Annotated in this window: 20 protein-coding genes; 13 read left to right on the top strand and 7 right to left on the bottom strand. The window is 74.0% G+C overall.

The window, feature by feature from the left end; genetic code table 11:
- Window positions 1-2: 2 nt before the first annotated feature.
- From CP967_RS31765 to CP967_RS31750, 4 genes are all read right to left on the bottom strand, one after another.
- The gene (locus tag CP967_RS31765) at window positions 3-491 is read right to left on the bottom strand and encodes an NUDIX hydrolase (protein WP_150491266.1); all 489 of its coding nucleotides are present in this window, start codon (window positions 489-491) and stop codon (window positions 3-5) included.
- Window positions 492-501: 10 nt separating this feature from the next.
- On the bottom strand, window positions 502-2124 hold the full coding sequence (gene lnt, locus CP967_RS31760) for an apolipoprotein N-acyltransferase (protein WP_150491265.1): 1623 nt from the start codon (window positions 2122-2124) through the stop codon (window positions 502-504).
- A 220-nt stretch (window positions 2125-2344) separates the two neighbouring features.
- A complete protein-coding gene (locus CP967_RS31755; RefSeq protein ID WP_150491264.1) occupies window positions 2345-2920 on the bottom strand; it encodes a hypothetical protein in 576 nt (191 codons plus the stop codon).
- 70 nt (window positions 2921-2990) lie between these two features.
- Window positions 2991-3776, bottom strand: coding sequence for a glutamate racemase (locus tag CP967_RS31750; RefSeq protein ID WP_150491263.1), 786 nt, complete (start codon window positions 3774-3776; stop codon window positions 2991-2993).
- Window positions 3777-3834: 58 nt separating this feature from the next.
- Here CP967_RS31750 and CP967_RS31745 point away from each other — a divergent pair, with 58 nt between their 5' ends.
- A complete protein-coding gene (locus CP967_RS31745; protein WP_150491262.1) occupies window positions 3835-5022 on the top strand; it encodes a glycosyltransferase in 1188 nt (395 codons plus the stop codon).
- Window positions 5023-5041: 19 nt separating this feature from the next.
- Here the strand turns inward: CP967_RS31745 and CP967_RS31740 are convergent, their stop codons facing one another.
- Window positions 5042-6340 carry a TerD family protein gene (locus CP967_RS31740; protein WP_150491261.1) on the bottom strand — a complete coding sequence of 433 codons (1299 nt, stop codon included), beginning with the start codon at window positions 6338-6340 and terminating at the stop codon, window positions 5042-5044.
- Between the two features lie 1272 nt (window positions 6341-7612).
- Between CP967_RS31740 and CP967_RS31735 the strand changes: the two genes are divergently transcribed.
- The 4 genes from CP967_RS31735 (at window position 7613) to CP967_RS31720 (ending at window position 12531) form a co-directional block, all read left to right on the top strand.
- Window positions 7613-8128, top strand: coding sequence for a DUF6643 family protein (locus CP967_RS31735; protein ID WP_150491260.1), 516 nt, complete (start codon window positions 7613-7615; stop codon window positions 8126-8128).
- Window positions 8129-8226: 98 nt separating this feature from the next.
- Window positions 8227-9051: an MOSC domain-containing protein gene (locus CP967_RS31730; RefSeq protein WP_150491259.1), complete on the top strand. Its 825-nt coding sequence runs from the start codon at window positions 8227-8229 to the stop codon at window positions 9049-9051.
- Between the two features lie 141 nt (window positions 9052-9192).
- Entirely contained in the window at window positions 9193-9813 is a 621-nt protein-coding gene (locus CP967_RS31725; RefSeq protein ID WP_150491258.1) for an Rv1733c family protein, read from the top strand.
- Between the two features lie 234 nt (window positions 9814-10047).
- Window positions 10048-12531 (top strand): right-handed parallel beta-helix repeat-containing protein, encoded by a 2484-nt coding sequence (locus CP967_RS31720; RefSeq protein ID WP_150491257.1) that lies wholly within the window; start codon window positions 10048-10050, stop codon window positions 12529-12531.
- Here CP967_RS31720 and CP967_RS31715 read toward each other — a convergent pair.
- On the bottom strand, window positions 12501-14786 hold the full coding sequence (locus CP967_RS31715; RefSeq protein WP_229888303.1) for a hypothetical protein: 2286 nt from the start codon (window positions 14784-14786) through the stop codon (window positions 12501-12503). The genes CP967_RS31720 and CP967_RS31715 overlap by 31 nt on opposite strands.
- 331 nt (window positions 14787-15117) lie before the next feature.
- Here CP967_RS31715 and CP967_RS31710 point away from each other — a divergent pair, with 331 nt between their 5' ends.
- Both CP967_RS31710 and CP967_RS31705 read left to right on the top strand, forming a co-directional pair.
- A complete protein-coding gene (locus tag CP967_RS31710; protein ID WP_150491255.1) occupies window positions 15118-15954 on the top strand; it encodes a DeoR/GlpR family DNA-binding transcription regulator in 837 nt (278 codons plus the stop codon).
- A 59-nt stretch (window positions 15955-16013) separates the two neighbouring features.
- Window positions 16014-16448, top strand: coding sequence for an SRPBCC family protein (locus CP967_RS31705; RefSeq protein ID WP_150491254.1), 435 nt, complete (start codon window positions 16014-16016; stop codon window positions 16446-16448).
- 32 nt (window positions 16449-16480) lie between these two features.
- Here the strand turns inward: CP967_RS31705 and cds1 are convergent, their stop codons facing one another.
- On the bottom strand, window positions 16481-17614 hold the full coding sequence (gene cds1 / locus CP967_RS31700; RefSeq protein WP_150491253.1) for an L-cysteine desulfhydrase Cds1: 1134 nt from the start codon (window positions 17612-17614) through the stop codon (window positions 16481-16483).
- Window positions 17615-17810: 196 nt separating this feature from the next.
- Here cds1 and CP967_RS31695 point away from each other — a divergent pair, with 196 nt between their 5' ends.
- The 6 genes from CP967_RS31695 (at window position 17811) to CP967_RS31670 (ending at window position 21935) form a co-directional block, all read left to right on the top strand.
- Complete coding sequence (locus CP967_RS31695) at window positions 17811-18167, top strand: hypothetical protein (RefSeq protein ID WP_150491252.1); 357 nt, start codon at window positions 17811-17813, stop codon at window positions 18165-18167.
- A 171-nt stretch (window positions 18168-18338) separates the two neighbouring features.
- Complete coding sequence (locus CP967_RS31690) at window positions 18339-18857, top strand: ATP-binding protein (RefSeq protein WP_190175041.1); 519 nt, start codon at window positions 18339-18341, stop codon at window positions 18855-18857.
- Window positions 18858-19042: 185 nt separating this feature from the next.
- On the top strand, window positions 19043-19654 hold the full coding sequence (locus CP967_RS31685; RefSeq protein ID WP_150491251.1) for a TetR/AcrR family transcriptional regulator: 612 nt from the start codon (window positions 19043-19045) through the stop codon (window positions 19652-19654).
- A gap of 124 nt (window positions 19655-19778) precedes the next feature.
- Window positions 19779-20360 (top strand): DUF4865 family protein, encoded by a 582-nt coding sequence (locus CP967_RS31680; RefSeq protein ID WP_150491250.1) that lies wholly within the window; start codon window positions 19779-19781, stop codon window positions 20358-20360.
- Window positions 20357-21247, top strand: a complete 891-nt coding sequence (locus CP967_RS31675; protein WP_150491249.1) for a phosphotriesterase family protein — start codon at window positions 20357-20359, stop codon at window positions 21245-21247. Before CP967_RS31680 ends, CP967_RS31675 begins: the two co-directional genes overlap by 4 nt.
- Before the next feature lie 265 nt (window positions 21248-21512).
- Window positions 21513-21935 carry a DUF4158 domain-containing protein gene (locus CP967_RS31670; protein WP_167535479.1) on the top strand — a complete coding sequence of 141 codons (423 nt, stop codon included), beginning with the start codon at window positions 21513-21515 and terminating at the stop codon, window positions 21933-21935.
- The last annotated feature ends 439 nt before the right edge of the window (window positions 21936-22374 follow it).

Genomic DNA, 22374 nt, shown 5'->3' with positions numbered 1-22374 from the left:
CGTCAGGCCCCGGTGGCCGCGGTGCCCGGCGCGAACCAGGCCGGTCCGTCGGCGAGGGACTGCTTGATCCGGAACAGCGCGAACTCGCTCAGGGGCGGCAGCGCGTCGACGGAGAACCAGCCCACCTCCAGCGACTCGTCGTCGTTGACCCTCGCCTCACCACCGGTCGCCCGGCAGCGGAAGGTGATGTCGAGGTACTGGCAGCGGTCGCCGTTGGGGTACTGGACCGGCTTCAGCGCCTGGGTGAGGACCACCCGCTCCGCGACACAGCGCACCGCCGTCTCCTCGTACACCTCGCGCTCCGCGGTCGCCGCGGGCTCCTCCCCGGGCTCCGGGATACCGCCGACGACCGACCATGCGCCGGTGTCGGCGCGCCGGCCGAGCAGGACCCTGCCCGCGTCGTCGAAGACGACGGCGGAGACACCCGGAAGCAGAAGCAGCTGATGGCCGGCGGTGGCACGGATCTCGCGGATGAAGTCGGGAGTGGACATACCCACGACCCTACGTGGCCGCCGGCACGTCCTGGGGCCGCGCCCCGCGGTCCCGCCGGGCGCGTACGGCGCGGACCGTGACCCAGCCGAGCCCGGCCACGGCCACGAGTGCGACGACGCCTTCGGGCAGGGGGCCCAGCCGGGTCGCCGGAGTGAGCGAGGACCGCAGCGGTACCTGGTCGACCAGGGCGTCCGGGGTGAACATCCCGGTCTTCTCCACGATCGTGCCGTCCGGCCGGATCACCGCGCTGACCCCGCTGGTGACGGGGACGACCACGGACCGCCCGTGTTCCACCGCCCGCACCTGGGACATCGCGAGCTGCTGGTAGGTCATCTCGCTGCGTCCGAAGGTGGCGTTGTTGCTGGGGACCGCGATGAACTGGCCCCCGTGCTTCACCGTGTCGCGCACCGCGTCGTCGAACGCGGCCTCGTAGCAGGTCACCAGGGCGACCCTGGTCCCCGCGAGGTCGAACACACCGACCTCCGTGCCGGGGCCGAAGTCCCGCTGGACCCGGTCGACGTCCTTGCTGAAGATCCGCACGAAGGACCGCATGGGCATGTACTCGCCGAACGGCTGGATGTGCCGCTTGTCGTACGTGTCGACGGGGCCGTCCTGCGGGTCCCACTGGATCAGGGTGTTGCGCAGCGCGCCCGTGTCGGGGGACAGCACGGCGCCGATGACGGTGGGCGCGCCGATGGCCCTGACGGCCTTGTCGATCACCTCGCGGGCGTCGGGGTTGCGGTAGGGGTCGAGGTCGGAGGAGTTCTCCGGCCACAGCACGAGGTCGGGCTGCGGTTCCCTCCCCGCCTTCACGTCCTCGGCGAGCTGTTCGGTGCGCTTGGCGTGGTTGTCCAGGACCGCCCGGCGCTGGGAGTTGAAGTCGAGGCCCAGCCGCGGCACGTTGCCCTGGATCGCGGCGACGGTGGCGGTGCCGTCCTCGGCCGAGGCGTCGACCAGCGGCAGGGCGGCGAGCGCGGCGAGCGCGGGTACGGCGACGGTGGTGGCCGCCGCGGCCACGGCGGCCCGGGGCACGGCGCGGGTGGTGCGGTGGCGGTGGACCTGCCGTGCGGCTTCGAGGAGTCCGAAGCCGCACAGGACCACGGCGAAGGTGAGCAGCGGGGTGCCGCCGAGCGCGGCGAGCGGGAGGAACGGGCTGTCGGCCTGGCCGAAGGCGATCTTGCCCCAGGGGAAGCCGCCGAAGGGCACCCGGGCCCGAACGGCCTCGTCCAGCGTCCATACGGCCGCCGCCCAGAACGGCTGGTACGGGAGCCTGGAGACGGCCGCGATGCCCACGCACCCGACGGCGATGAAGAGGGCCTCGGCCAGCGCGAGCGCGAGCCACGGGACGGGGCCGACCTCCTCACCCGTCCAGTGCAGCAGCGGCAGCATGAACCCGAGGCCCGCGAGGAGCCCGAGGCCCAGGGCGGCGCGCGGTCCGCGTGCGGACAGGACCCAGCCCAGCAGCGCGAAGCCCGGCAGCACCAGCCACCACAGGGGGCGGGGCGGGAAGCTCAGGTACAGCAGCACACCCGAGAGGACGGCGGCGGCCGGGCGGACGAGCCGCGGCCACGGCTTCCTGCGCGGGGTCGCGGGGGCGGCCTGCGGTTCGGCGGTGGTGACGGTGGCGCTCACCTGGCGGATTGTACGGTGCGCCGCAGTGCGCCGCAGTGCGCCGCAGTGCGCCGCAGTGCGGGCGGGGGCGGCGGGGCGGCGGCGTGCGGAACGGCGGGGCCGGGGCCTGCGGGGAAGCGGGGCCGGACGGGGGGCAGGGCAGGACGGGGGGCAGGGCCGGACGGGGAGCCGGGCCGGACGGGGAGCCGGGCCGGACGGGGAGCCGGGGTCCGTGCGGAGCTCAGGACCCGGTAGGGGTGCCGGCCCGCGGTCCGGCGGCCGACAGGTGCAGGCGGTCGCGGATGAAGCGCACCGCCGCCTCCGCGTCGTCGACGGTGACGGTGAACGTACGCCCGTCGCCCAGGCTCAGCACCAGTGCCTCACCCCGGCGCACCACGACGGCGGTGCCCTGTTCGGGACGCCAGCGGTAGCCCCAGCCGCCCCACTGGCGCGGGGTGACCCGCGGGACGAAGTCCGCGCCGACCACCTGGGTCAGCAGGATGCGGCGGCGGGGCAGTCCGATGTGGCCGCAGCGCACCTCGAGCGCGTCGCCGTCGACGCGGACGGCGACATGGACGAAGGCGAGCGTCCCGAAGAGGATCAGGAGTCCGGCGGCCAGGCAGCCGATGACGGACATCAGCAGCGGGGCGATGCCGGAGCTCCAGGCCGAGTCGACCGCGAGTTTGACGCCGAGGGCCAGGCATCCGGCGCCCGCGACCGCGAGCAGCCACTGGAAGCGGTTGGTGGCGCGGCCCGTCCAGACGGCGGCCGGGGTCCGGCTCGAACCGTGCCGCGCATTGCCGGGGTGGTCCGTCATGCGAGGCAGCGTACCCACGTTCCCCGCTCCGGGCAGGTCCCGGGCGGCCGGGGGCGGCGCCCGTGCCCGGTCAGAGGGCCGGGCTGACGGCTCCCAGAAGAAGGCCCTGCGGATAGGCCAGTGCGGCGACGGGCAGTTCGGCGACGTGTCCGCCGAGCAGCACGGTGAGGGTGCCGGAGGGTCCGGCCGACGGGGCGGGCACGGCGCCGGTACGGCGCAGCGCCTGGGCGGCGACCGCCTCCGCGGAGCCGTACAGGACGGGCGCCGGGCGGCCGGGCTGCCGGACGGCGGCGCTGATGCGGTCCGCCACCAGCTCGTAATGGGTGCAGCCGAGGACGACGGCGCTCACACCGGGCGGGGTCAGCGCGGCGGCGGCGGCGACGGCGCGGTCGATCCCCGTCCCGTCCGCGTTCTCCACGGCGTCGGCGAGCCCGGGGCACGGGACCTCGGTCACCTGGACGCCCTGGGCGAAGGTGCTGATCAGCCCGCGCTGGTAGGGGCTGCCGGTGGTCGCCGGGGTCGCCCAGATGGCCACCGGTCCGCCGCCGGACGCGGCCGGCTTGATCGCGGGCACCGTGCCGATGACCGGGATGCCGGGCTCCAGTTCGTCGCGCAGCGCGGGCAGCGCGTGGACGGAGGCGGTGTTGCAGGCGACGATCAGCGCGTCGGGGCGGTGGGCGGCGGCGACCCGGGCCACGGCGAGCGCGCACTCGGCGACCCCCTCCGGGGTGCGTGGCCCCCAGGGCATCGACCCGGGGTCCGAGGACAGCACCAGATCGGCGTCGGGCCGCAGCTTGCGTACCGCGGCCGCGGCCGCGAGCAGGCCGATTCCCGAGTCCATGAGTGCGATCTTCACCCGGTCACCATAGTCGACGGTCCTGACCCGGCCCTCGATGTGGTGCAGACTGCGGCGGGTGAGCGCCGTTGCCTGGATCGCCGTCGTGTCGTTGTCCGCGTGGGTGTGGCTGCTGCTGGGCCAGGGGTTCTTCTGGCGCACCGACCAGCGGCTGCCCGACCGCCCCGAGCCCGTGCGCTGGCCCTCGGTGGCCGTGGTGGTGCCCGCGAGGAACGAGGCCGCGATGCTGCCGGTGAGCCTGCCGTCCCTGCTGGCCCAGGACTATCCCGGGGCCGCGGAGGTCTTCCTGGCCGACGACTGCAGCGACGACGGGACGGGCGAGCTGGCACGGGCCCTGTCCGACCGGTGCGGGGGGCTGCCGCTGACGGTGGTGGTCCCGGGCGAACCCGAACCGGGCTGGACCGGCAAGCTCTGGGCGCTGCGGCACGGGATCGCGGCGGCACGGCGGCGGAATCCGGAGTTCCTGCTGCTGACGGACGCGGACATCGCGCACGAGCCGGACAGTCTGCGCGAGCTGGTCCGGGCGGCCGGCGCCGGCGGTCCGGACGGCGAGGGCCTCGACCTGGTCTCCCAGATGGCGCGGCTGCGGGTGGCGAGTGCCTGGGAACGGCTCGTCGTGCCGGCCTTCGTCTACTTCTTCGGTCAGCTCTACCCCTTCCGGTGGGTGAACCGGAAGGGCGCGCGGACGGCCGCGGCGGCGGGCGGCTGCGTCCTGCTCCGTACCCGTGCGGCCGAGCGGGCCCGGATTCCCGAGTCCATCCGGCAGGCGGTGATCGACGACGTGTCGCTGGCCCGCGCCGTGCAGCGCTCCGGCGGGCGGATCTGGCTGGGGCTCGCGGACCGGGTGGACAGCGTGCGGCCCTATCCGGGGCTGGCCGACCTGTGGCGGATGGTGTCCCGGAGTGCGTACGCCCAGCTCCGGCACAGCCCGCCGTTGCTCGCCGCGACGGTGGCGGGCCTGCTGCTGGTCTACGCCGTCCCGCCCGTCGCGCTGGTGGCGGGGCTGGTGAGGGGTGATCCGGCGGCGGCGTGGGCGGGCGGCGCCGCGTGGGCCGTGATGGCGGGCACGTACATGCCGGTCCTCGGCTACTACCGGCAGTCGCTGTGGCTCGCGCCGCTGCTGCCGTTCACCGCGGTCCTCTACCTCCTGATGACGATCGACTCGGCGGTGCAGCACCGCCGCGGGCGGGGCGCGGCCTGGAAGGGGCGTACGTACGCCCGGCCCGAGGCCGCGCCCGAACAGTGAGGGCCGGCGGAGCCGGTGATCACTTGCGGCCGGGCGTCCAGTTCATGCCCCAGCCGTAGGCGGCGTCGATGGTCCGCTGGGGGCTCACCCCTCGCTGGGGTACGAGGTAGCGGGCCTCGCGCTGCACCATGAGTTCCCCGGTGCCGTTATTGGTGATCAGGGCGAGGGCGCACACCGTGGAGGGCACCGTGCACTCGTCGAGGGAGAAGTCGATCGCGGCGCCGTTCTGCGGCTGGAGGGTGACGGTGGCGTGGAGGTCGGCGAAGCTGCGGGCGCCCTCGTAGATGGTGACGAAGATCAGGACGCGGCGCAGCCGTTCCCTGTGGTCGAGGTTGACGGTGAGGTTCTCGCCGGTGGAGACGGCGCCCGTGCGGTCGTCGCCGTCGAGATGGATGTACGGCGGCCGGTCGAGGGCGCCGAAGGCGTTCCCCAGGGCCTGGACGACTCCCTTGCGCCCGTCGGTGAGTTCGTAGAGCGCGCAGAGGTCGAGGTCGAGGTCGGCGTGCACGGCGACGGCCCTGCCCAGCTTGGCTCCCCAGCCCTTGAACTGCTTGCGCACCTCCCAGTTGAGGTTCACGCGCAGCGTGCCCGTGGTGCCGCCCTGCTTCGTCAGCGAGACGGAGGGGGCTTCCTTGGTCAGCGTGACCTTGGTGAGCCGCACCGGCCGGGCGGGCGGCGCGGGCGGCGCCGGGGGCTGAGGGGCGGAGGCGGCCGGGGCGGGCCGGGGGGCCACCCGCGGCTGCGGGGCGGAGGGGGCCGGCCGGGGCGGGGCGGACCGCTGCGGTTCGTCGACGGAGATCCCGAAGTCCGTTGCCAGGCCCTCCAGTCCGGTGTCGTAGCCCTGTCCCACCGCGCGGAACTTCCAGGCGCCCTGACGCAGGTAGAGCTCGCCCAGGATGAAGGCGGTCTCCACGGTGGCGTCGGCACTCTCGAAGCGTGCGATCTCCGCTCCGCCGGCCTGGTCCAGGACGCGTACGTAGAGGCCGGTCACCCGGCCGAAGGTGCCGCCGTCCGCCGACGCCGCGACGACGACGCGGTCTACGGACCCTTCCATACGGCCGAAGTCGACCACGAGAGTGTCCGTGACACCGCCGGAGCCGGTCCTTTTGCCCTCGTGGCGGACCGCCCCCGAACGGTGCTCCGGCTGGTTGTAGAAGACGAAGTCGGCGTCGTCGCGCACCTTTCCGGAGACGAGAAGGAGCGCCGAGGCGTCGACGTCCGGCGCCCCGGGCGAGCTGCGCCACCCCAATTCGACCCGTACGCTCCGGGCCGGCACCGCGACATTGGTTCCCTTTTGCATGGTCATGCTCGCCCCCATACGCGAGTCCGGCTGCCCGGAGAGTTTCGGGCCAACCTATTCCCCCGGATCCCCCCGCGCCCACACCCCGGCGTACGGGAGACGGTGATCCGCCGGCAGCCCTTACGCACCGGCCTTTTACACGATCACGGCACACTCGCGCGCGCTTTCCGGGCGGGGTTCGCTCGTACCGGGGAACGGGGGCGTGTGTGTCCCGCCCCCGGCTCCGTATCCCGCCGGCGCACCGCCCGGTCCGGGTCTCCGGTCCCGCCTCCCGGGCCACGCCCGCCGGAGGGGTCGGACCGCCTTCCGGAGGGACCGGTGCGGGCCGGCCCGCACCTCCCGTCCGCGCAGGGCCGGCGCGGCCTTTGGAGCGGGACGGCCTCTGCCGGGCCGCGCGTCCCGGCCGGACCGGGCGACGGCCTCCGCCGGGCCGGTGACCGGAGGCAGGGCCGGAGCCCGGCGAGCGCGCCGGGCCCGGTGGTTCCGCGGAGCGGACGGCGCGCGGCGGTGGCACCGGCGAAGCCGCCGCGCACCGGGGCTCCACGTGCGCCGACGGTGCCGGGCGCGGCGGTGCGTGCCTCCGCGCCCGGGGCAGGCGCCGTCACCGGTTCCCCCCGGCCAGTGGTCCGGACCGTTCCGGCCGGCTCGTCACGCAGCGCCTCACGCACCGCGAACGGGCCCGGCACAGCCGGGACTTCGCGGTGGCGCTCGGCCCGGCCCGGCCCGGCCACGCTACGGGGCCGGGCGGCCCCCGGGCGCCCCGCACGGCCGGCACCCTCCGCCGGCCGCCGGGCAGGGCGGCGACCGCGGCACGTCCGGCTTCCGGGCGCGAAAAGCCTCGCTCGGGCCGCGCCCCGGAGGTTCATCACCGCGCCGCCCGCCCCCGGCCCCGGGGCACTTGTCCGCCGGCGGCCCGGTCCGCGCCGCGGGGGAAAACGCGTCGCGGAAAAGGCGCCCGATTCCCTTTCCCGGTGCATCGCACCGGTCACGGACGGGGCATCGGCCACGGCCGGATCATGAAGGAGTGGGCCCGGTTCTCCGGGAGTTCACGGAAGAACACGGAGACCGCTCCGGCGGAATCAAAGCCCGTGCGATGCCGAAAAGACCTTCCGGTCGCCCTTTGTAGCCCGTCCGCCACTTCCCGTCAGCCCCGCCCCACCGGAAAAGGTCCGCCGCCCGCGACGGGTCCTGACGATCTTTTGCCAGGTCAGGGAGCCGGAACCAACATAAAACGGATGTCCCCAGGATTGGGGCTCCCCAATCGGCACATCGTGGGCTTAACTTATGGCCATGACCTCCCCCCGCTCCACCTACGGTGGCGGTTACCACACCGCGCCGTCGTTCCCCGAGACCCCGATCTACGACTCCCTGGTCGCCGAGCGGGGCACCCCTCAGATCGCACCGATCCGAGTTCCTGCCGCCTACGACACCGGCAACAGCTACCTGCCGGCTCTGCCTTCGGCGCTCCCGGCCCTGCCGGCGGCACCGTCACCGCAGCCCTCCGGGTCCTACGGCTATCCGCAGCAGACGGGGCAGCCGCAGTACCAGAACGCGGGGACGCAGCCGGCGCCGATGATGCAGCCCGCACAGCTGCAGCCCGCGCCGACCCCGTACATCCCGCAGCAGCCCGCCGCCCCGCGCGGCTACCAGCAGCAACCGCCGCCGCCACCGCAGTACCAGCAGCGGCCTGCCGCCGGGTACGAGGCGATGCGGCCGATGTCGCCCCGGCCCGCCCCGGCGCCCGCGCCGTCCCAGGCGCCGTACGAGGACCCGTACAACCGCCCCTACCAGAACCGGGGATACTGACCGGCGCGCGGAGGCGGCGGGCCCGGTGAACGGAGTGCGAGCGGACCGTCCGGCCGGTTCGGCACCGGGCGCCGGTGGCGGCTGGCAGAATTGCGGTCATGGTCATCCCGGTTCTCACAGCCCTCCGTATCCACCCGGTGAAGTCGCTGACCGCGGTCGCGGTGGACGAGGCGGTCGTCGATCTCTGGGGGCTCCGGGGCGATCGCCGGTGGATGCTGGTCGACGGGTCGGGGAAGGCCGTCACCCAGCGACAGGAGCCCCGGGTGGCCCTGGTCCGTGCCGAAGCCCTGCCGGACGGCGGGGTGCTGGTGTCCGCGCCGGGGTGTGAGCCGCTGGCGGTGAAGGTCCCCGCGCCGTCCGCGACGGTCCCCGCCGATCTCTTCCGCAGGACCGTCGAGGTGGTGGAGGCGGACCCGGCGGCGCACGCCTGGTTCAGCGCACTGCTCGGTACGGAGATCCGGCTCGTCCATCTCGACGAGCCCTCGCACCGCCGGCTCATCGACCCCGAGTACGCCCGGCCCGGCGAGACCGTCTCGCTCGCCGACGGCTTTCCGCTGCTGCTCACCTCGTCCGCCTCCCTGGACGCGCTCAACGGCCTCGTGGCACAGGGGGACCACCCGGAGGAGGGCCCGCTGCCGATGGACCGCTTCCGGCCGAACGTGGTGGTGGACGGCACGGCGCCGTGGGCGGAGGACGACTGGAAGCGCGTCGCGATCGGGGACGTCCCCTTCCGGGTGGCCAAGCCGTGCGGGCGCTGCGTGGTGACGACGACCGACCAGCGGACCGCGGAGCGCGGGAAGGAGCCGCTGCGTACACTCGCCCGCCACCGCCGGTCGGGCGCCCATCTGCTCTTCGGCCAGAACCTCATCCCCGACGCGACCGGGGTCATCAGGGTCGGGGACCCGGTCCGGGTCCTCGACTGACGCCTCCGGCATCCGGGAACTCCCCGGGGCGTTCCGGCCGTTGACCGTAGGAGGTCCCCGGCCCCCTGCGGCCCCGGTCCCCCGTGCGGATACGGAGGAGCAGGGGCTCAAGGAGCAAGGGGTGCGGGGGACGGAGGGGGTGTGGCGTTGAGGGCGGTCGCGGGCATCCGGCGGTGGCGGCACAATCCTCTGTGCCGGCCGACGGACCGTCATGAGGCCTGGCTGGCCCTGACCGCCCTGCTGCTGATGCTGGTGGCGGCCCCTCTGCTCGGCCACCTGTGCGCCTCGCGCACCGGCGAGGCGCTGCGGGAGACGGTGCGCGCGCAGCACGCGCAGCGGCACCGCGCGACGGCCGTCGTGGTGCGGGAGTCACCGGGCGGGGCGTCCTCCTTCGACGGCCTTTCCGAGGGCGCCGTGGCCGAGGGCGGCACCCGCACCTCCGTGGTGGCCGAGTGGAGGGCCCCGGACGGCACGGCGCGTACGGGCACGGTGCCGGCGCCCGCGGACAGCGCCGTCCCCGGCACCCGGATCCGGATATGGACGGACGACCGGGGCGGTCCCGCGCCGCGGCCCATGGACGCGACGGCCGCGCGCACCCACGCCGTACTGGCGGGTGTGGGGGCGGCCCTGCTCACCACCGGTGCGGTGGAGGCGGCCCGCAGGGTGGTCCTGCGGGGCATGACGCGGCGCCGGTACGCACGGATCGACCGCGCCTGGGCGAGAACGGGCCCCGACTGGGGCAGAACGGGCGCGGGCAGCTGACGCCGGGGGCGCAGCGTACGGGCCGGTGCGCTCCGCCCCGTACCGGGAGAAGGGGGGCGGGGCGGTGGACCCGGCGCCCCGTGGCCGCCACGCGCGCTACGGTGGTCCGGCCCGCCCGACTTCCCCGGCAGGCTGACCCGGTACCGGCTCCGACAGGCGCCGGCCGGCAGCCGTACGGCGTACGGACAGGCACGAGGCAGCGCACACGGCACGAGGTGGGGGCACAGCAGCACCATGGCACAGGGCACGGTCCAGGTGACGCACACCGGCACATCGCGATGGCGGCGCCGCACGGGCGAGTACGCCTCCCTCTCCGCGGCTCTGGAGGCGGCGGCCGACGGTGACGTCCTGACGGTCGCCCCGGGCACCTACCGGGAGAATCTGGTCGTCCACCGGGCGGTGACCCTGCGCGGCCCCGAGGGGTCCGTCGGCTCGGTGCGGATCGCGCCGGTGGACGGTGTGCCGCTGACCGTCCGTGCCGCCGCCGTGATCCGCGACATCCATGTGGAGGGCCAGGACTCGGCGGCTCCGGCCCTGCTCGTCGAGGAGGGGACGCCGGAGCTCTCGGACCTGCGCATCGTGACCAGGTCGGCCGTGGGCGTCGAGGTGCGGGGCGGTGCGCGGCCCACCGTGCGCCGCTGCGGCGTGGACAATCCGGCCGGGGTCGGCATCGCCGTGCTCGACGGCTCCGGGGGCCTGTTCGAAGAGTGCGAGATCGTCTCGGCGGGGCAGTCCGGTGTCTCCGTACGCGACGGCGCCCGCCCCCGGTTCGACCGCTGCCGCGTCCACCACGCGTCGGGGGCCGGTCTGAGCGTGACGGGCGAGGGCAGTGTGCTGGAGGCGGTGGGCTGCGAGATCTACGAGATCAAGGGGAGCGGGGTGCAGGTCACCGGCCGAGGGGCGGCCCACCTCTCCGAGTGCACGGTCCACCGGACCTCCGCGGACGGCGTGACACTGGACACCGACGCCGTGCTCACCCTCGCCGACTGCGACATCCACGACATCCCGGAGAACGCCATCGACCTGCGGTCGCGGTCGGTGCTCACCCTGACCCGGTCGGCCGTGCGCCGGTTCGGCCGCAACGGCCTCTCGGTCTGGGACCCCGGCACACGGGTCGACGCCAACCAGTGCGAGATCCACGACAGCACCGGCGACTACCCCGCGGTCTGGGTCAGCGACGGTGCCGCGGTCGTCCTCGACGCCTGCCGGGTCCACGACGTCCCCGACGCCCTGTTCGTCCTCGACCGCGGCTCCCGCGCCGATGTGGTGGACAGCGACCTCTCGCAGATCCGCAACACGGCCGTCTCGGTGAGCGACGGGGCGACCGCCCAGCTCGACGACTGCCGTATCCGGGAGGCTTCCACGGGTGCCTGGTTCCGCGACCACGGCAGCGGCGGCACCCTGAACAACTGCACCATCGACACGGTGCAGACCGGTGTCATCGTCACCAAGGGCGCCGACCCGACGATCGAGCGCTGCACGGTCACCTCGCCCGCCGAGGCCGGTTTCTACGTCTCCGCCGAGGGCCGCGGCACCTTCCGCGGCTGCCGTGTCACCGGCAGCGAGGGATACGGCTTCCACGTGATGGACGGCTGCCGCTCCACCCTCAGCCGCTGCCGCACCGAGCGCTGCGCGCGCGGGGGGTACGAGTTCGCCGACGGTTTCGCCCCGCACGGCGAGGGCCGTTCCGGCGGCCCGGTGGTCGAGGACTGCACGAGTGACGAGAGCGGGCTGCGGACCCGCGCCACGCCCCTGGCGCCCGCTCCGCCGGTGTCCGTCCCGGCCGCCCCGGACCGGTCTTCGCCGGGGCTGCTCGGCACGCTTCCCGGGCCGCGGACCACGGAGCCCTCCCCCGCCCCCTCCGCGCCCGTCGCCGCTCTTCCCGCGCAGGCGCACGACGGGCCCCGGCGCGAGGCGGGTGACGTCCTGGGCGAGCTGGACGCGCTGGTGGGCCTGGACAGCGTCAAACGCGAGGTGCGGGCGCTGACGGACATGATCGAGGTCGGACGGCAACGCCGGCTGGCCGGCCTGAAGGCGGCGTCGGTGCGCCGGCACCTCGTCTTCACCGGCTCCCCCGGCACGGGCAAGACGACCGTCGCCCGGCTGTACGGCGAGATCCTCGCCTCCCTCGGAGTGCTGGAGCACGGCCATCTGGTGGAGGTGTCCCGGGTCGACCTGGTCGGTGAGCACATCGGTTCCACCGCCATCCGGACCCAGGAGGCGTTCGACCGGGCGCGCGGCGGTGTCCTCTTCGTCGACGAGGCGTACGCCCTGTCACCGGAGGACTCGGGGCGGGACTTCGGCCGGGAGGCCATCGACACCCTGGTGAAGCTGATGGAGGACCACCGGGACGCGGTCGTGGTGATCGTGGCCGGGTACACCCACGAGATGGAGCGCTTCCTCACCGTCAACCCGGGTGTGGCGTCCCGTTTCTCGCGCACCATCACCTTCAGCGACTACCTGCCCGAGGAGCTGCTGCGGATCGTCGAGCAGCAGGCCGAGGAGCACGAGTACCGTCTGGCGGACGGGACGGGGGCAGCGCTGCTCACCTACTTCACGGCGCTGCCCAAGGGGCCCGCCTTCGGCAACGGCCGTACCGCACGGCAGACGTTCGAGTCGATGGTCGAGCGCCACGCGGGCCGGGTCGCGCAGCTGGCGCAGCCCAGTACGGACGATCTCACCCTGCTCTACCCGGAGGACCTCCCCGTGCTGCCCTGAGCCTTCCCGGCGGCCTGCCGGGGCAGGACGGGGCCGAGCCGTTCCAGCAGTGCGGCCCGCTCCACCGCGAAGACCGGGTCGGCCTGGTAGTCGGAGTGCCCGAGGACCGGCTCGGGCAGCGGGTGTTCGAGGGTGCGGCCGTAGACCAGCGGGTCCTTGAGCGGTCCCCGGTCCACCTCCGGCCGGCCGTCGGCCTCCTCGATCCGGACGGGGCCGCCGATCGGGTCGGTCGCGCGCCACAGGTTGCGCCAGCAGTGCACGGACCGGTGCAGTCCGGCGAGCGGTGCGGGCCCGAAGTAGGCGGGGAACCAGCGGCCGTACAGCCGCTCGATCGGTGAGCCGTAGGTGAGCAGCGCCACCTGGTGCCGTGCCGTGTCGGGGAGCTGCCACACGGCGGCCGCCGCCAGCACGCTGCCCTGGGAGTGGCCGGAGATGACGAGCCGTCCGCCGGTCTGCCCGGTCCAGGCGCACATCCGGGACGACAGGTCGGGGACGGCCCGCTCGGCGTAGCACGGCGGGGCGAAGGGATGGGCGGCGCGGGGCCAGAAGGTGCCGACGTCCCAGAGGATCCCTATGGTGCGGCGTGCGGAGACGTCGCGGTAGGCCCGGCGCCCCCAGGTGACGAACAGTATGAAGCCGAAGCCGATCATCCAGGATCCCGTCGCCTGGGCGGCGTCGGCGAGCGATTCGACGAAGGGCCCGGCCCCGTGCACGGCGAGTCCGGGCACCTCGCCCGCCGTCCAGGCGCCCACGAGGGCCCCGGCGCCGAGGAACAGGGTGGCCCCGGAGACCAGCCCGACGATGCGCGGTGCGGAGTCGGTGAGTGCGGCGGCGGCGCGGACGCGGGCGATCTGCCGGGTGCGGGCGGCGTCGGGGCGCTCCGCGCCGTACTCGGCCTCGATGGCGGGTTCCATCCTCCGGACGCGCCGCACGGTACGGACGACGAGCCAGGTGAGGGGGGCCAGGAGCAGGAGCAGCAGGACGGGGATGACGGCCGCCTGCCAGCTGAGGAGTACCGGCGGGCCCTCGATCCACGGGCCGTCGCCCATGCCGGGGGTGCCGGGGCCGTCGAGCCAGTCGGCGACCCGCTGGGCCACGCCGCCCGTCATCACCCCGCCCAGCGCGCAGGCGAGCATGGCCACGGCGGGCCCGCCGAGTCCTCTCAGGGTGGTACGGGCTTCGGGGGCGCGGGTGTACAGGCCGAGCGCGACGGCGGCGAGCACGACGACGAGGATGCCCTGGCCGAGGGTGAGGGCGGCGAACAGCGCCTCACCGGGGAGGGAGGAGCCGGTGGACGTCCAGCCGGGGCGTGACCAGGCGGCGTGGACGACGGCGGCGAGCAGCAGGACGAGCGCGGCGGGCGGCAGGAAGGTGGTGACCGCGCGGTCGACGCGGTTGTCCAGGCGCCGTTCGCTGCGGCCCCGGCGGCAGACCACCGTGACGACGGTGGTCCCGCACAGGACGAGGGCCGCCCCGAGCAGCCGGCCGTACAGGGCGGGTACGGCGCTGCCGGTGGTCCCGTCGTACCGGGCGGCCGCTCCCCAGACCGCCGCGGCGACGGTGAGGAGGCCGGCGGCGGTGTGGGCGGCCCGCAGCCGGGCCACCAGCCTGCGGCCGTACCAGAACCCGGGGCGGCCGAGCGCGGGCCGGACGGCGGGCGGCGGCGGGGCGTGGCCGGCCGCGGGCGCCGGGTCGTCGTCGGGCGTCTCGCTGTCCAGGGGCCGCTGCGACTCGTAGGCGCTCCAGGTGCGGTTGGACAGGTACCAGAGCAGGGTGACGAGGGCGGTGGGGACGAGGGTGGCGAGGGCGAGCCGGCGGCCCGGCTGGGACCACCAGCCGCCCTGCTCCGGTGAGAGGAATCCGAGCCAGGAGTGGCGCGCGACGCACTCGGCCGCGCCGGCGCACTGCCAGGCCGCCAGGTCGAGGGCGACCTCGCAGGCGGCGGCGGTGAGCAGCACGGTGAGGCTGAGTGCTATCAGGCGCACCACCGCCCCGTACAGGCGGACCGCGTTGCCGGCGGAGCGGGCGGTGGGCCGCATCCAGTGGGCGAGGTTGACCACCATGAAGGGGAGCAGCAGCAGCCACAGGGCCCGGGAGGCGTTGCCGGAGGTGAGGTTGGACCAGCAGTACGCCTCGGCGACGGGCCCGTCCCGGTGGCGTCCGGGGTCCTGTTCCGCGCCGACGTCCTCGGTGCGCCGGTAGACGGCGGCGGTGGCGTCCCCGGTGATCCTGGTGGTGCGGGGGTCGCCGAGCATCTCCTGCGGGGTGGTTCCGCCGACGCCGTGGACGAGCAGTTCCAGTGCTGCCCCGCCGTCGGGCGGGGCCTGGTGTTCACACGTCACTTCCGGAGCTCACTCTCTGGCCCGTACACGGCCGGGCCGGCGGGGAGGAAAGGGGGACGAGGACGCCGTGCGCGACTTCGCACTGACGTACCGTCACCACTGTCCCGGACGGAAGGCGTCCGCGGCACCCGTCGTCACCGAATCTCCCCGGTGGCGTGGCCGCCGGGGGTGCGTGGGAGGATGGGGGATCCGGCGGGACGGCTGCCGGACGGTGCGGACTCGAGTGGAAGGACCGGACCCGGCGTTGAGCGAGAACCACAATCTGCTCGCGGAGCAGCGGCGCGCGCTCATCCTCGACGAGGTGCGCAAGCGCGGCGGTGTCCGGGTCAACGAGCTGACCCGCAGACTGAGCGTCTCCGACATGACCATCCGCCGGGATCTGGACGCGCTGGCCCGGCAGGGTGCGGTCGAGAAGGTGCACGGCGGGGCCGTCCCGGTGGCCGAGGCGAGTGCCCACGAGCCCGGTTTCGAGGCCAAGTCGACGCTGGAGCTCAGCGCCAAGGAGGACATCGCACGGGTGGCCGCGGCGATGGCGGCGCCCGGCAGCGCGATCGCCCTGTCGGGCGGCACCACCACGTTCGCGCTGGCCAGGCACCTGCTGGAGGTGCCCGGGCTGACGGTGGTCACGAACTCGGTGCGGGTCGCCGATGTGTTCCACGACGCCCAGCGGCCTTCGGCGGGCAGCGGGCGGGCGGGGGCGGCCACGGTCGTGCTGACCGGTGGGGTCCGTACGCCGTCGGACTCGCTCGTGGGGCCCGTCGCGGACCGTGCGATCGACTCGCTCCACTTCGACGTGCTCTTCCTCGGGGTGCACGGCATCTCCGTGGAGGCCGGACTCTCCACCCCCAACCTCGCGGAGGCCGAGACCAACCGCCGGCTGGTGCAGGCGGCCCGCCGGGTCGTGGTGGTCGCCGACCACACCAAGTGGGGCACGGTGGGGCTGAGTTCGTTCGCGGCCCTGGAGGAGGTCGACGCCTTCGTCACGGACGCGGGTCTCTCGGACGGTGTCCGGCAGGAGATGGAGGAGCACCTTCCGGGCCTGGTGGTGGCGGGCGGTCAGGAGCACCGGAGGAAGGACTGACCGGGCCGCGCGCGTTCCGCTCAGCGGCCCGCGGGCCCCGGACGTCCTAGGATCGCGGTATGGCCGTCTTCCGGATCGAGCGTTTCACCCCCCTCCCCGCCGCCGAGGCCTGGCGCCGGGTGACCGACTGGGAGCGGCACGGCGACGCCGTCCCCTTCACCTCGGTCGGTGTGCCGACCCGTCCGCCCGGCGGGGTGGGCACGGTCCTGGTGGCACGTACGGGCCTCGGTCCGCTGGGGTTCGACGATCCGATGGAGGTGGTGCGCTGGACTCCGCCGGCCGTCGGCCGGGCCGGGGTGTGCGAGCTGGTCAAACGCGGGTCGCCGGTGCGGGGCCGGGCGTCGATCGACGTACGGCCGACGGGTGCGGGCTCCCATGTGATCTGGGTCGAGGAGCTGCGGGTGCGGCTGTTGCCCCGGGGTGCCGATCCGCTGCTGGCGGCTGCCGGGCGGCGGGTCTTCGGCCGGGTGCTGGACACGCTGCTGGACGGCTGAGGGGCGGGGCCCGTCGGTGCGGGGTCCCCGCGTCAGTCGGTCCAGGTGCCGGTGGCCAGGAACCGCTCGGCGGTGGCGGTGTAGGGGCGGATGTCCAGGCCCTGTCCGGCCAGCCAGTCGTCGGAGTAGTACTTGTCGAGGTAGCGGTCGCCCGGGTCGCAGATCAGTGAGACGACACTGCCGGTGGCGCCCTGTCCGACCATCTCGGCGACCAGCTTGAACGCGCTCCACAGCCCGGTGCCGGTCGATCCCCCCGCCCTGCGGCCGATGGCCCGCTCCAGGACGCGTACGGCGGCGACGGACGCGGCGTCGGGGACCTTCATCATGCGGTCGATGGCCCCGGGGACGAAGCTCGGCTCCATCCGGGGTCTGCCGATGCCCTCGATGCGGGATCCGCAGTCGCTGGTGGCCCGGGGGTCGTGGTGGGTCCAGCCGTCGAAGAAGCAGGAGTTCTCCGGGTCGGGTACGCAGATCAGGGTGTCGTGCTGCATGTAGCGGACGTAGCGGCCGATGGTCGCGGAGGTGCCGCCGGTGCCGGCCGTGGCGACGATCCAGGTGGGTTCCGGATACCGCTCCAGCCGCAGTTGCTGGTAGATCGACTCGGCGATGTTGTTGTTCCCGCGCCAGTCGGTGGCGCGTTCGGCGTAGGTGAACTGGTCCATGTAGTGGCCGCCGGTCTCGGCGGCGAGGGCGGCGGACTCCTCGTAGATGCGCCGGGCGTCGTCGACGAAGTGGCACCGGCCGCCGTGGAATTCGATCAGCCTGCACTTCTCGGGGCTGGTGGTGCGCGGCATGACGGCGATGAACGGCACGCCGATCAGCTTCGCGAAGTACGCCTCGGAGACGGCTGTGGAGCCGCTGGACGCCTCGATGACCGGTTTGCCCCTGCGGATCCAGCCGTTGCACAGGCCGTAGAGGAACAGCGAACGGGCCAGCCGGTGCTTGAGGCTCCCGGTGGGGTGGGTCGACTCGTCCTTGAGGTAGAGGTCGATGTTCCACCGCTCGGGCAGCGGGAAGCGCAGGAGGTGGGTGTCGGCGGAGCGGTTGGCGTCCGCCTGGACCTTGCGCACGGCCTCCTTGAGCCAGGCCCGGTAGCCGGGGTCGCTGCGGTCGGTGTCGACGGTCGCCATGACCCTGCCGTCGTGTCCGTCGTGCCCGGTCTCCATCGGCGGTCTCCTCGCTCCTCGGGACGTGTCGCCCTGGTCCCAGACTATTCCCCCCACCTGCATAAACGTTTACTTTGACTGTCCATAGGCCCGGCTTGGGCCGGGCGGGCACATCGGGGCCCACTGCGGTCTGGCGTGGACGCCCGAATGGGGGCAGACTTCTCAGCAGAAGCCTGAGTAGGGGGGCGAAGTCGCCGTGGCCGAAACAGAGTTCTACGCGACGGATGTCAGGATCCAGCGGTGGTTCCGCTCCCTGACCAGGGCGGGCCAGGTCATCGTGAAGGACGGCAGGCTGGTTCTGCTGACCAGTTACGGCCGTGAGATCGACAGTGCCCCGCTGAGCGCGGTGACCGTGCGCAAGCACTGGTTCCTGGCAGCCGATTCGGCGGTCGCGCGGCTCAACGGGGTGCGTTACCGGCTGACGATGGGCCAGCGCAGCCGCAGGCCGGGCGGTGCCGCGCCGGTCCGCAGGTTCCTGAAGGCTCTGCAGGGCGGCGGCGCCGACACACCGGTTCCGTACGGGCACCGCGAGTTGCGGAGCCCAACCCCCTGAGTCACGCTGGTCGTACGTCACTGATCGTGCACCGGCGGTGACAGCGCGAGCCGCCTCCGCCGGGCCTTTCGGGGCGGACCACGCATGACCCGGCCGGAAACAGCAGTCAGCCATCTGCTGGATCCCGCCCCCCTTCGTCTTCTTCCGGACCTATTTCGGGGAGTCGCAGCCGTGATCAGCGAGCCAAGCAGGCACTGCGCGGTGGAGCTCCAGGCCCTGCCGTCGCGGATCGGTCAGGTCCGCAGAATCATCTCGGCGCAACTGCGCTACTGGCATCTCGATCCTCTGGTCGACCATGCGGCGCTCGGCGTGACCGAACTGCTGACCAATGTCCACCGGCACGCACAGCCGGACAAGTCATGCACCGTCGAGGTCGAATTGCTGCTCGACCGTCTGACGGTCTCCGTCCACGACCGCGATTCCCGGATGCCGGCCGTGCGCGACGCCGACCCGTCCGCGACCTCCGGCCGCGGGCTGGCGATGATCGCGGCCGTCAGCGAGAGCTGGGGTGTACGGCCGGGCGACGGCGCGGGGAAAGTCGTCTGGTTCACCCTGGCGGCGCCCTCCTTCGCCACCGCCCTGCCGCCCCTCCCGGTCTACGGATCGACGACCGACGGGCCGTTCGGCCCGGGAGCCGGCGTCACGCCGGAGCCGGCCCGGACACGGGCCCGGTCGGCCGTGGTCGGCTGACCCCTCACGGGACCGGCCCCGGCAGCACGGGTCCGGTCCCGGCACGCGTTCCGCACGCGTCGGCCCCGTCGGGGGCCGGCGCGTCGCACGGCCGGCCGCGCCACTTCCGCCGTTCCGGGAGCGGAGCGGCTCCGGACACCGCTCCCCGGCGTGCGGAGCCGCCCGCGACTTCTGTACCTACTGGTATGTACAGTGGTGTCATGAGCACTCCGGACCGGCTGATCGAGGCCACGCGGGATCTTCTGTGGGAACGCGGCTACGTGGGCACCAGCCCGAAGGCGATCCAGCGGCTGGCTGGGGCCGGCCAGGGCAGCATGTACCACCACTTCCAGGGCAAGCAGGAGCTGGCGCTCGCCGCCATCGTCCGTACGGCGGCGCTGCTGCGGGAGGCCGCGGACCAGGCGCTGACCGGTCCCGGTACCGCCTACGGGCGGATCGAGGCGTATCTGACGCGGGAGCGTGAGGTGCTGCGCGGCTGCCCGGTGGGGCGGCTGACGACGGACCCGGACGTCATGGCCGACGCCCGGCTGCGCGCCCCGGTCGACGAGACCCTCGGATGGCTCCGGGGCAGGATCGCCGAAATCGTCCAGGAGGGCGTGGACGCGGGCGAGTTCGGGCCGGACACGGTGCCGGACGAGATCGCGGCGACGGTCGTGGCGACGGTCCAGGGGGGTTACGTACTGGCCCGCGCGTCCGGTTCGGCCGCCCCCTTCGACGCCGCCGTCCGGGGGCTGCTCGCCCTGCTCGCCCCGCCGCCCGGGCGGGCGCCCGCCCGAAGGCCCTCGCCGCCGGCCTGAAAGAGGCGGTCCACCCGCCGAAGGACGCCGTCCGCCGCGGGAGGAGCCCCGCCGTCCGCCGGAGCGTCCGGCGCCCACCCGCGAGAAGGCCGCCGGCCCCGCCCGGCCGCCCCGAGGAGTCACGATGCACGCCATGCAGTACGGAATCACCCTGCCCGCCGATTACGACATGGGGATCATCCGCGAGCGGGTGGCGACCCGCGGCCATCTCCTGGACGGCTTCCCCGGCCTCGGCCTCAAGGCGTACCTGATGCGGGAGCGCGGTGAGGGGTCAGCGGTCAACCAGTACGCCCCGCTGTATCTGTGGGCGGCACCGGAAGGCATGAACGACTTCCTGCTGGGGCCCGGTTTCCAGGGCGTCGTGAACGACTTCGGGCGTCCTCGCGTCCGGCACTGGGCGGGTCTGGACTACACGGAGGGCCCGGCCGCGGGGAGCGCTCCCCGCACCGCGGTCCGCCACCTCTCACGGTTGCCCGAGGAGACCGGTCCGGCCGCGCCGGCCGGAGCCGCGCTGGAGGAGCACCGGCGGCTCGCCGCCTGTGCGGGAGTGGTCGCCGCAGCGGTCGCCCTCGATCCGCACCGCTGGGAACTGCTCCACTTCACCCTCTGGGCGGACGGGCCCGCCGATGTGCCGGGCGACCGCTTCGAGGTACTGCACCTGTCGGCGCCGGAGCGCGCCCGGCTGGCGAAGGGTGCGGGCGCGTGAGCGAGGTCAGGACCGTGCTCGGCGACATACCCGCGTCCGGCCTGGGGGTCTGCGACGCCCATGACCACCTCTTCCTGCGCACACCCGCCCTGGCGGGCCAGGAGCTGGACGACGTGGACCTGGCCGACGGGCGTCTGCGTGCCTTCCGGCGGCTGGGCGGCGCCTCGGTGGTCCAGTGGACCCCGTACGGGATGGGCAGGCGGGCCGGGGAGCTGGCGGCGCTGTCCCGGGCGGCGGGTGTCCACGTGGTGGCGGCGACCGGGCTGCACCAGGCCGCGCACTACGCTCCAAAGGCGCTGGAGCGGATCCTGCCGGAGCTGGAGGAGCTCTTCGTCTCGGAGGTCACCGAGGGCATCGGTGCGACGGGGGTGCGGGCGGGTCTGATCAAGGTGGCGGGCGACTTCCACGGGGTCGGCGCGCACGCGCGGCTGACGATGACGGCGGCCGCCCGCGCCCACCGCCGCACGGGCGCGCCGGTCGCCGTCCATCTGGAGCTCGGTACCGGCGCGGCGGATGTGCTGGATCTGCTCTGCGGGGAGGAGGGGATGGATCCGAGCAGGGTGATCCTCGGCCATCTCGGCCGGTCGCCCGACCCCGTGCAGCAGCTCGAAGCGGCGCGGGCGGGGGCGTTCCTGGCGTTCGACGGCCCGTCCCGGGCCAACCACGCGACGGACTGGCGGCTCTGGGACCAGCTGGCGGCACTCGTCTCGGCCGGGTTCGGCGGGCAGTTGCTGCTCGGCGGTGACACGACGGTGCCGCAGACGCCGGGGATGCCGTATCTGCTGCGGAGGCTGCGTCCCCGGCTGGAGCGGTTCCTCGGCGAGGAACCGGCCCACGCGGTGTTCGTCGCCAATCCGGCGCGGGCCTTCGCCCTGGCCGGCGCCTGATCCGGCCCTGTTCTCCCGAAGCTGCCGCGAAGTGACAAGTAGCTCTCTGCAGCGGATCCGGGGTGTGCTTGTCAGGGTTCTTGATCTTCTGGGTTCATCGGGGGCCGTGCTCGGCGAGGTCGGTCCGGTCATGGCGGCCGGAGGGAGCGCGGGGTGCGGGAGGAGTGGGGGCCGGAGGACCTGATCGAGGTCTGGACGCTGCTGGAGGAGGACCAGGAACGGCTGCGGAACAGGTCGGGGGCGAACCGGTTGGGGGTTTGCGCTGTTGCTGAAGTTCTTCGAGGTGGAGGCCCGGTCTCCGGAGAACGCCGGGGAGATCCCGGTGCCGGGTGTGTCGTACGTCGCCCAGCAGGTGAAGGTGACCGCCGAGGAGTGGGCCGCGTACGACTGGTCGGGGCGGGCGATCAAGCGGCACCGGACGGAGATCCGGGGCGCGTTCGGCTTCCGCGAGTGCACCAGGGAGGACCAGGCCCGACTCGCCGAGTGGCTGGCGGTGGAGCTGTGCGGGGTGGAGCTGTCGAGAGACCGGCTGGCGGATGCCGTGGTGGCCCGCTGCCGCGAAGACAGGCTGGAGCCGCCAACGCCGGGGCCCACGACCGGGGCCGGACCGTGTTCGTTAGCCTCGGCACGCTCGCTGGCATGCAGAAACGGCAGGCCGGCCCGCACTTCCCGCAAACTCCTGCCCTGATCCCATGCCGCACCAGCCCTGACGACACCGGCCAGGTCAGAGGTGGCTCCCGTGATGGGTTCGATCCCCTGGCCCCAGCCGGAGACGCCGAACCAGCGGTCATCTGCCCCGATGTAGACGGACAGCGGCCGGCGTCCCGGGACCGACGAGGCGGTACCCGCCGAAACGGGGTCCCCGTCCTGGGGTACCACGGTGAGATCGATGCTGAGTTCGGCGGCCGGCCGCAGCCAGGTCGGGAGAGAGATTCAGAGTTCACCTGCGCAGTCCGCCGTCGCAACGCCGCCCGGGGAACGACGATCAGGTCTGGCTGGGAGCAGCGAACTGTGTGCGCGTGACTCCGCGTGGCGCTCGAACGGGCGAGGCGAATTCGTCATCGGCGTTCATCCGGCCAGCCTTCCAGCCACCACCGGCATTGATAGGGGTAGGCAGGTTCCGGTGG

Source organism: Streptomyces nitrosporeus, assembly GCF_008704555.1.
GTDB classification, from domain to species: Bacteria; Actinomycetota; Actinomycetes; order Streptomycetales; family Streptomycetaceae; genus Streptomyces; species Streptomyces nitrosporeus.
Note: the sequence above shows the minus strand (reverse complement) of the source record. Positions and strands in the feature narration are given on the sequence as shown.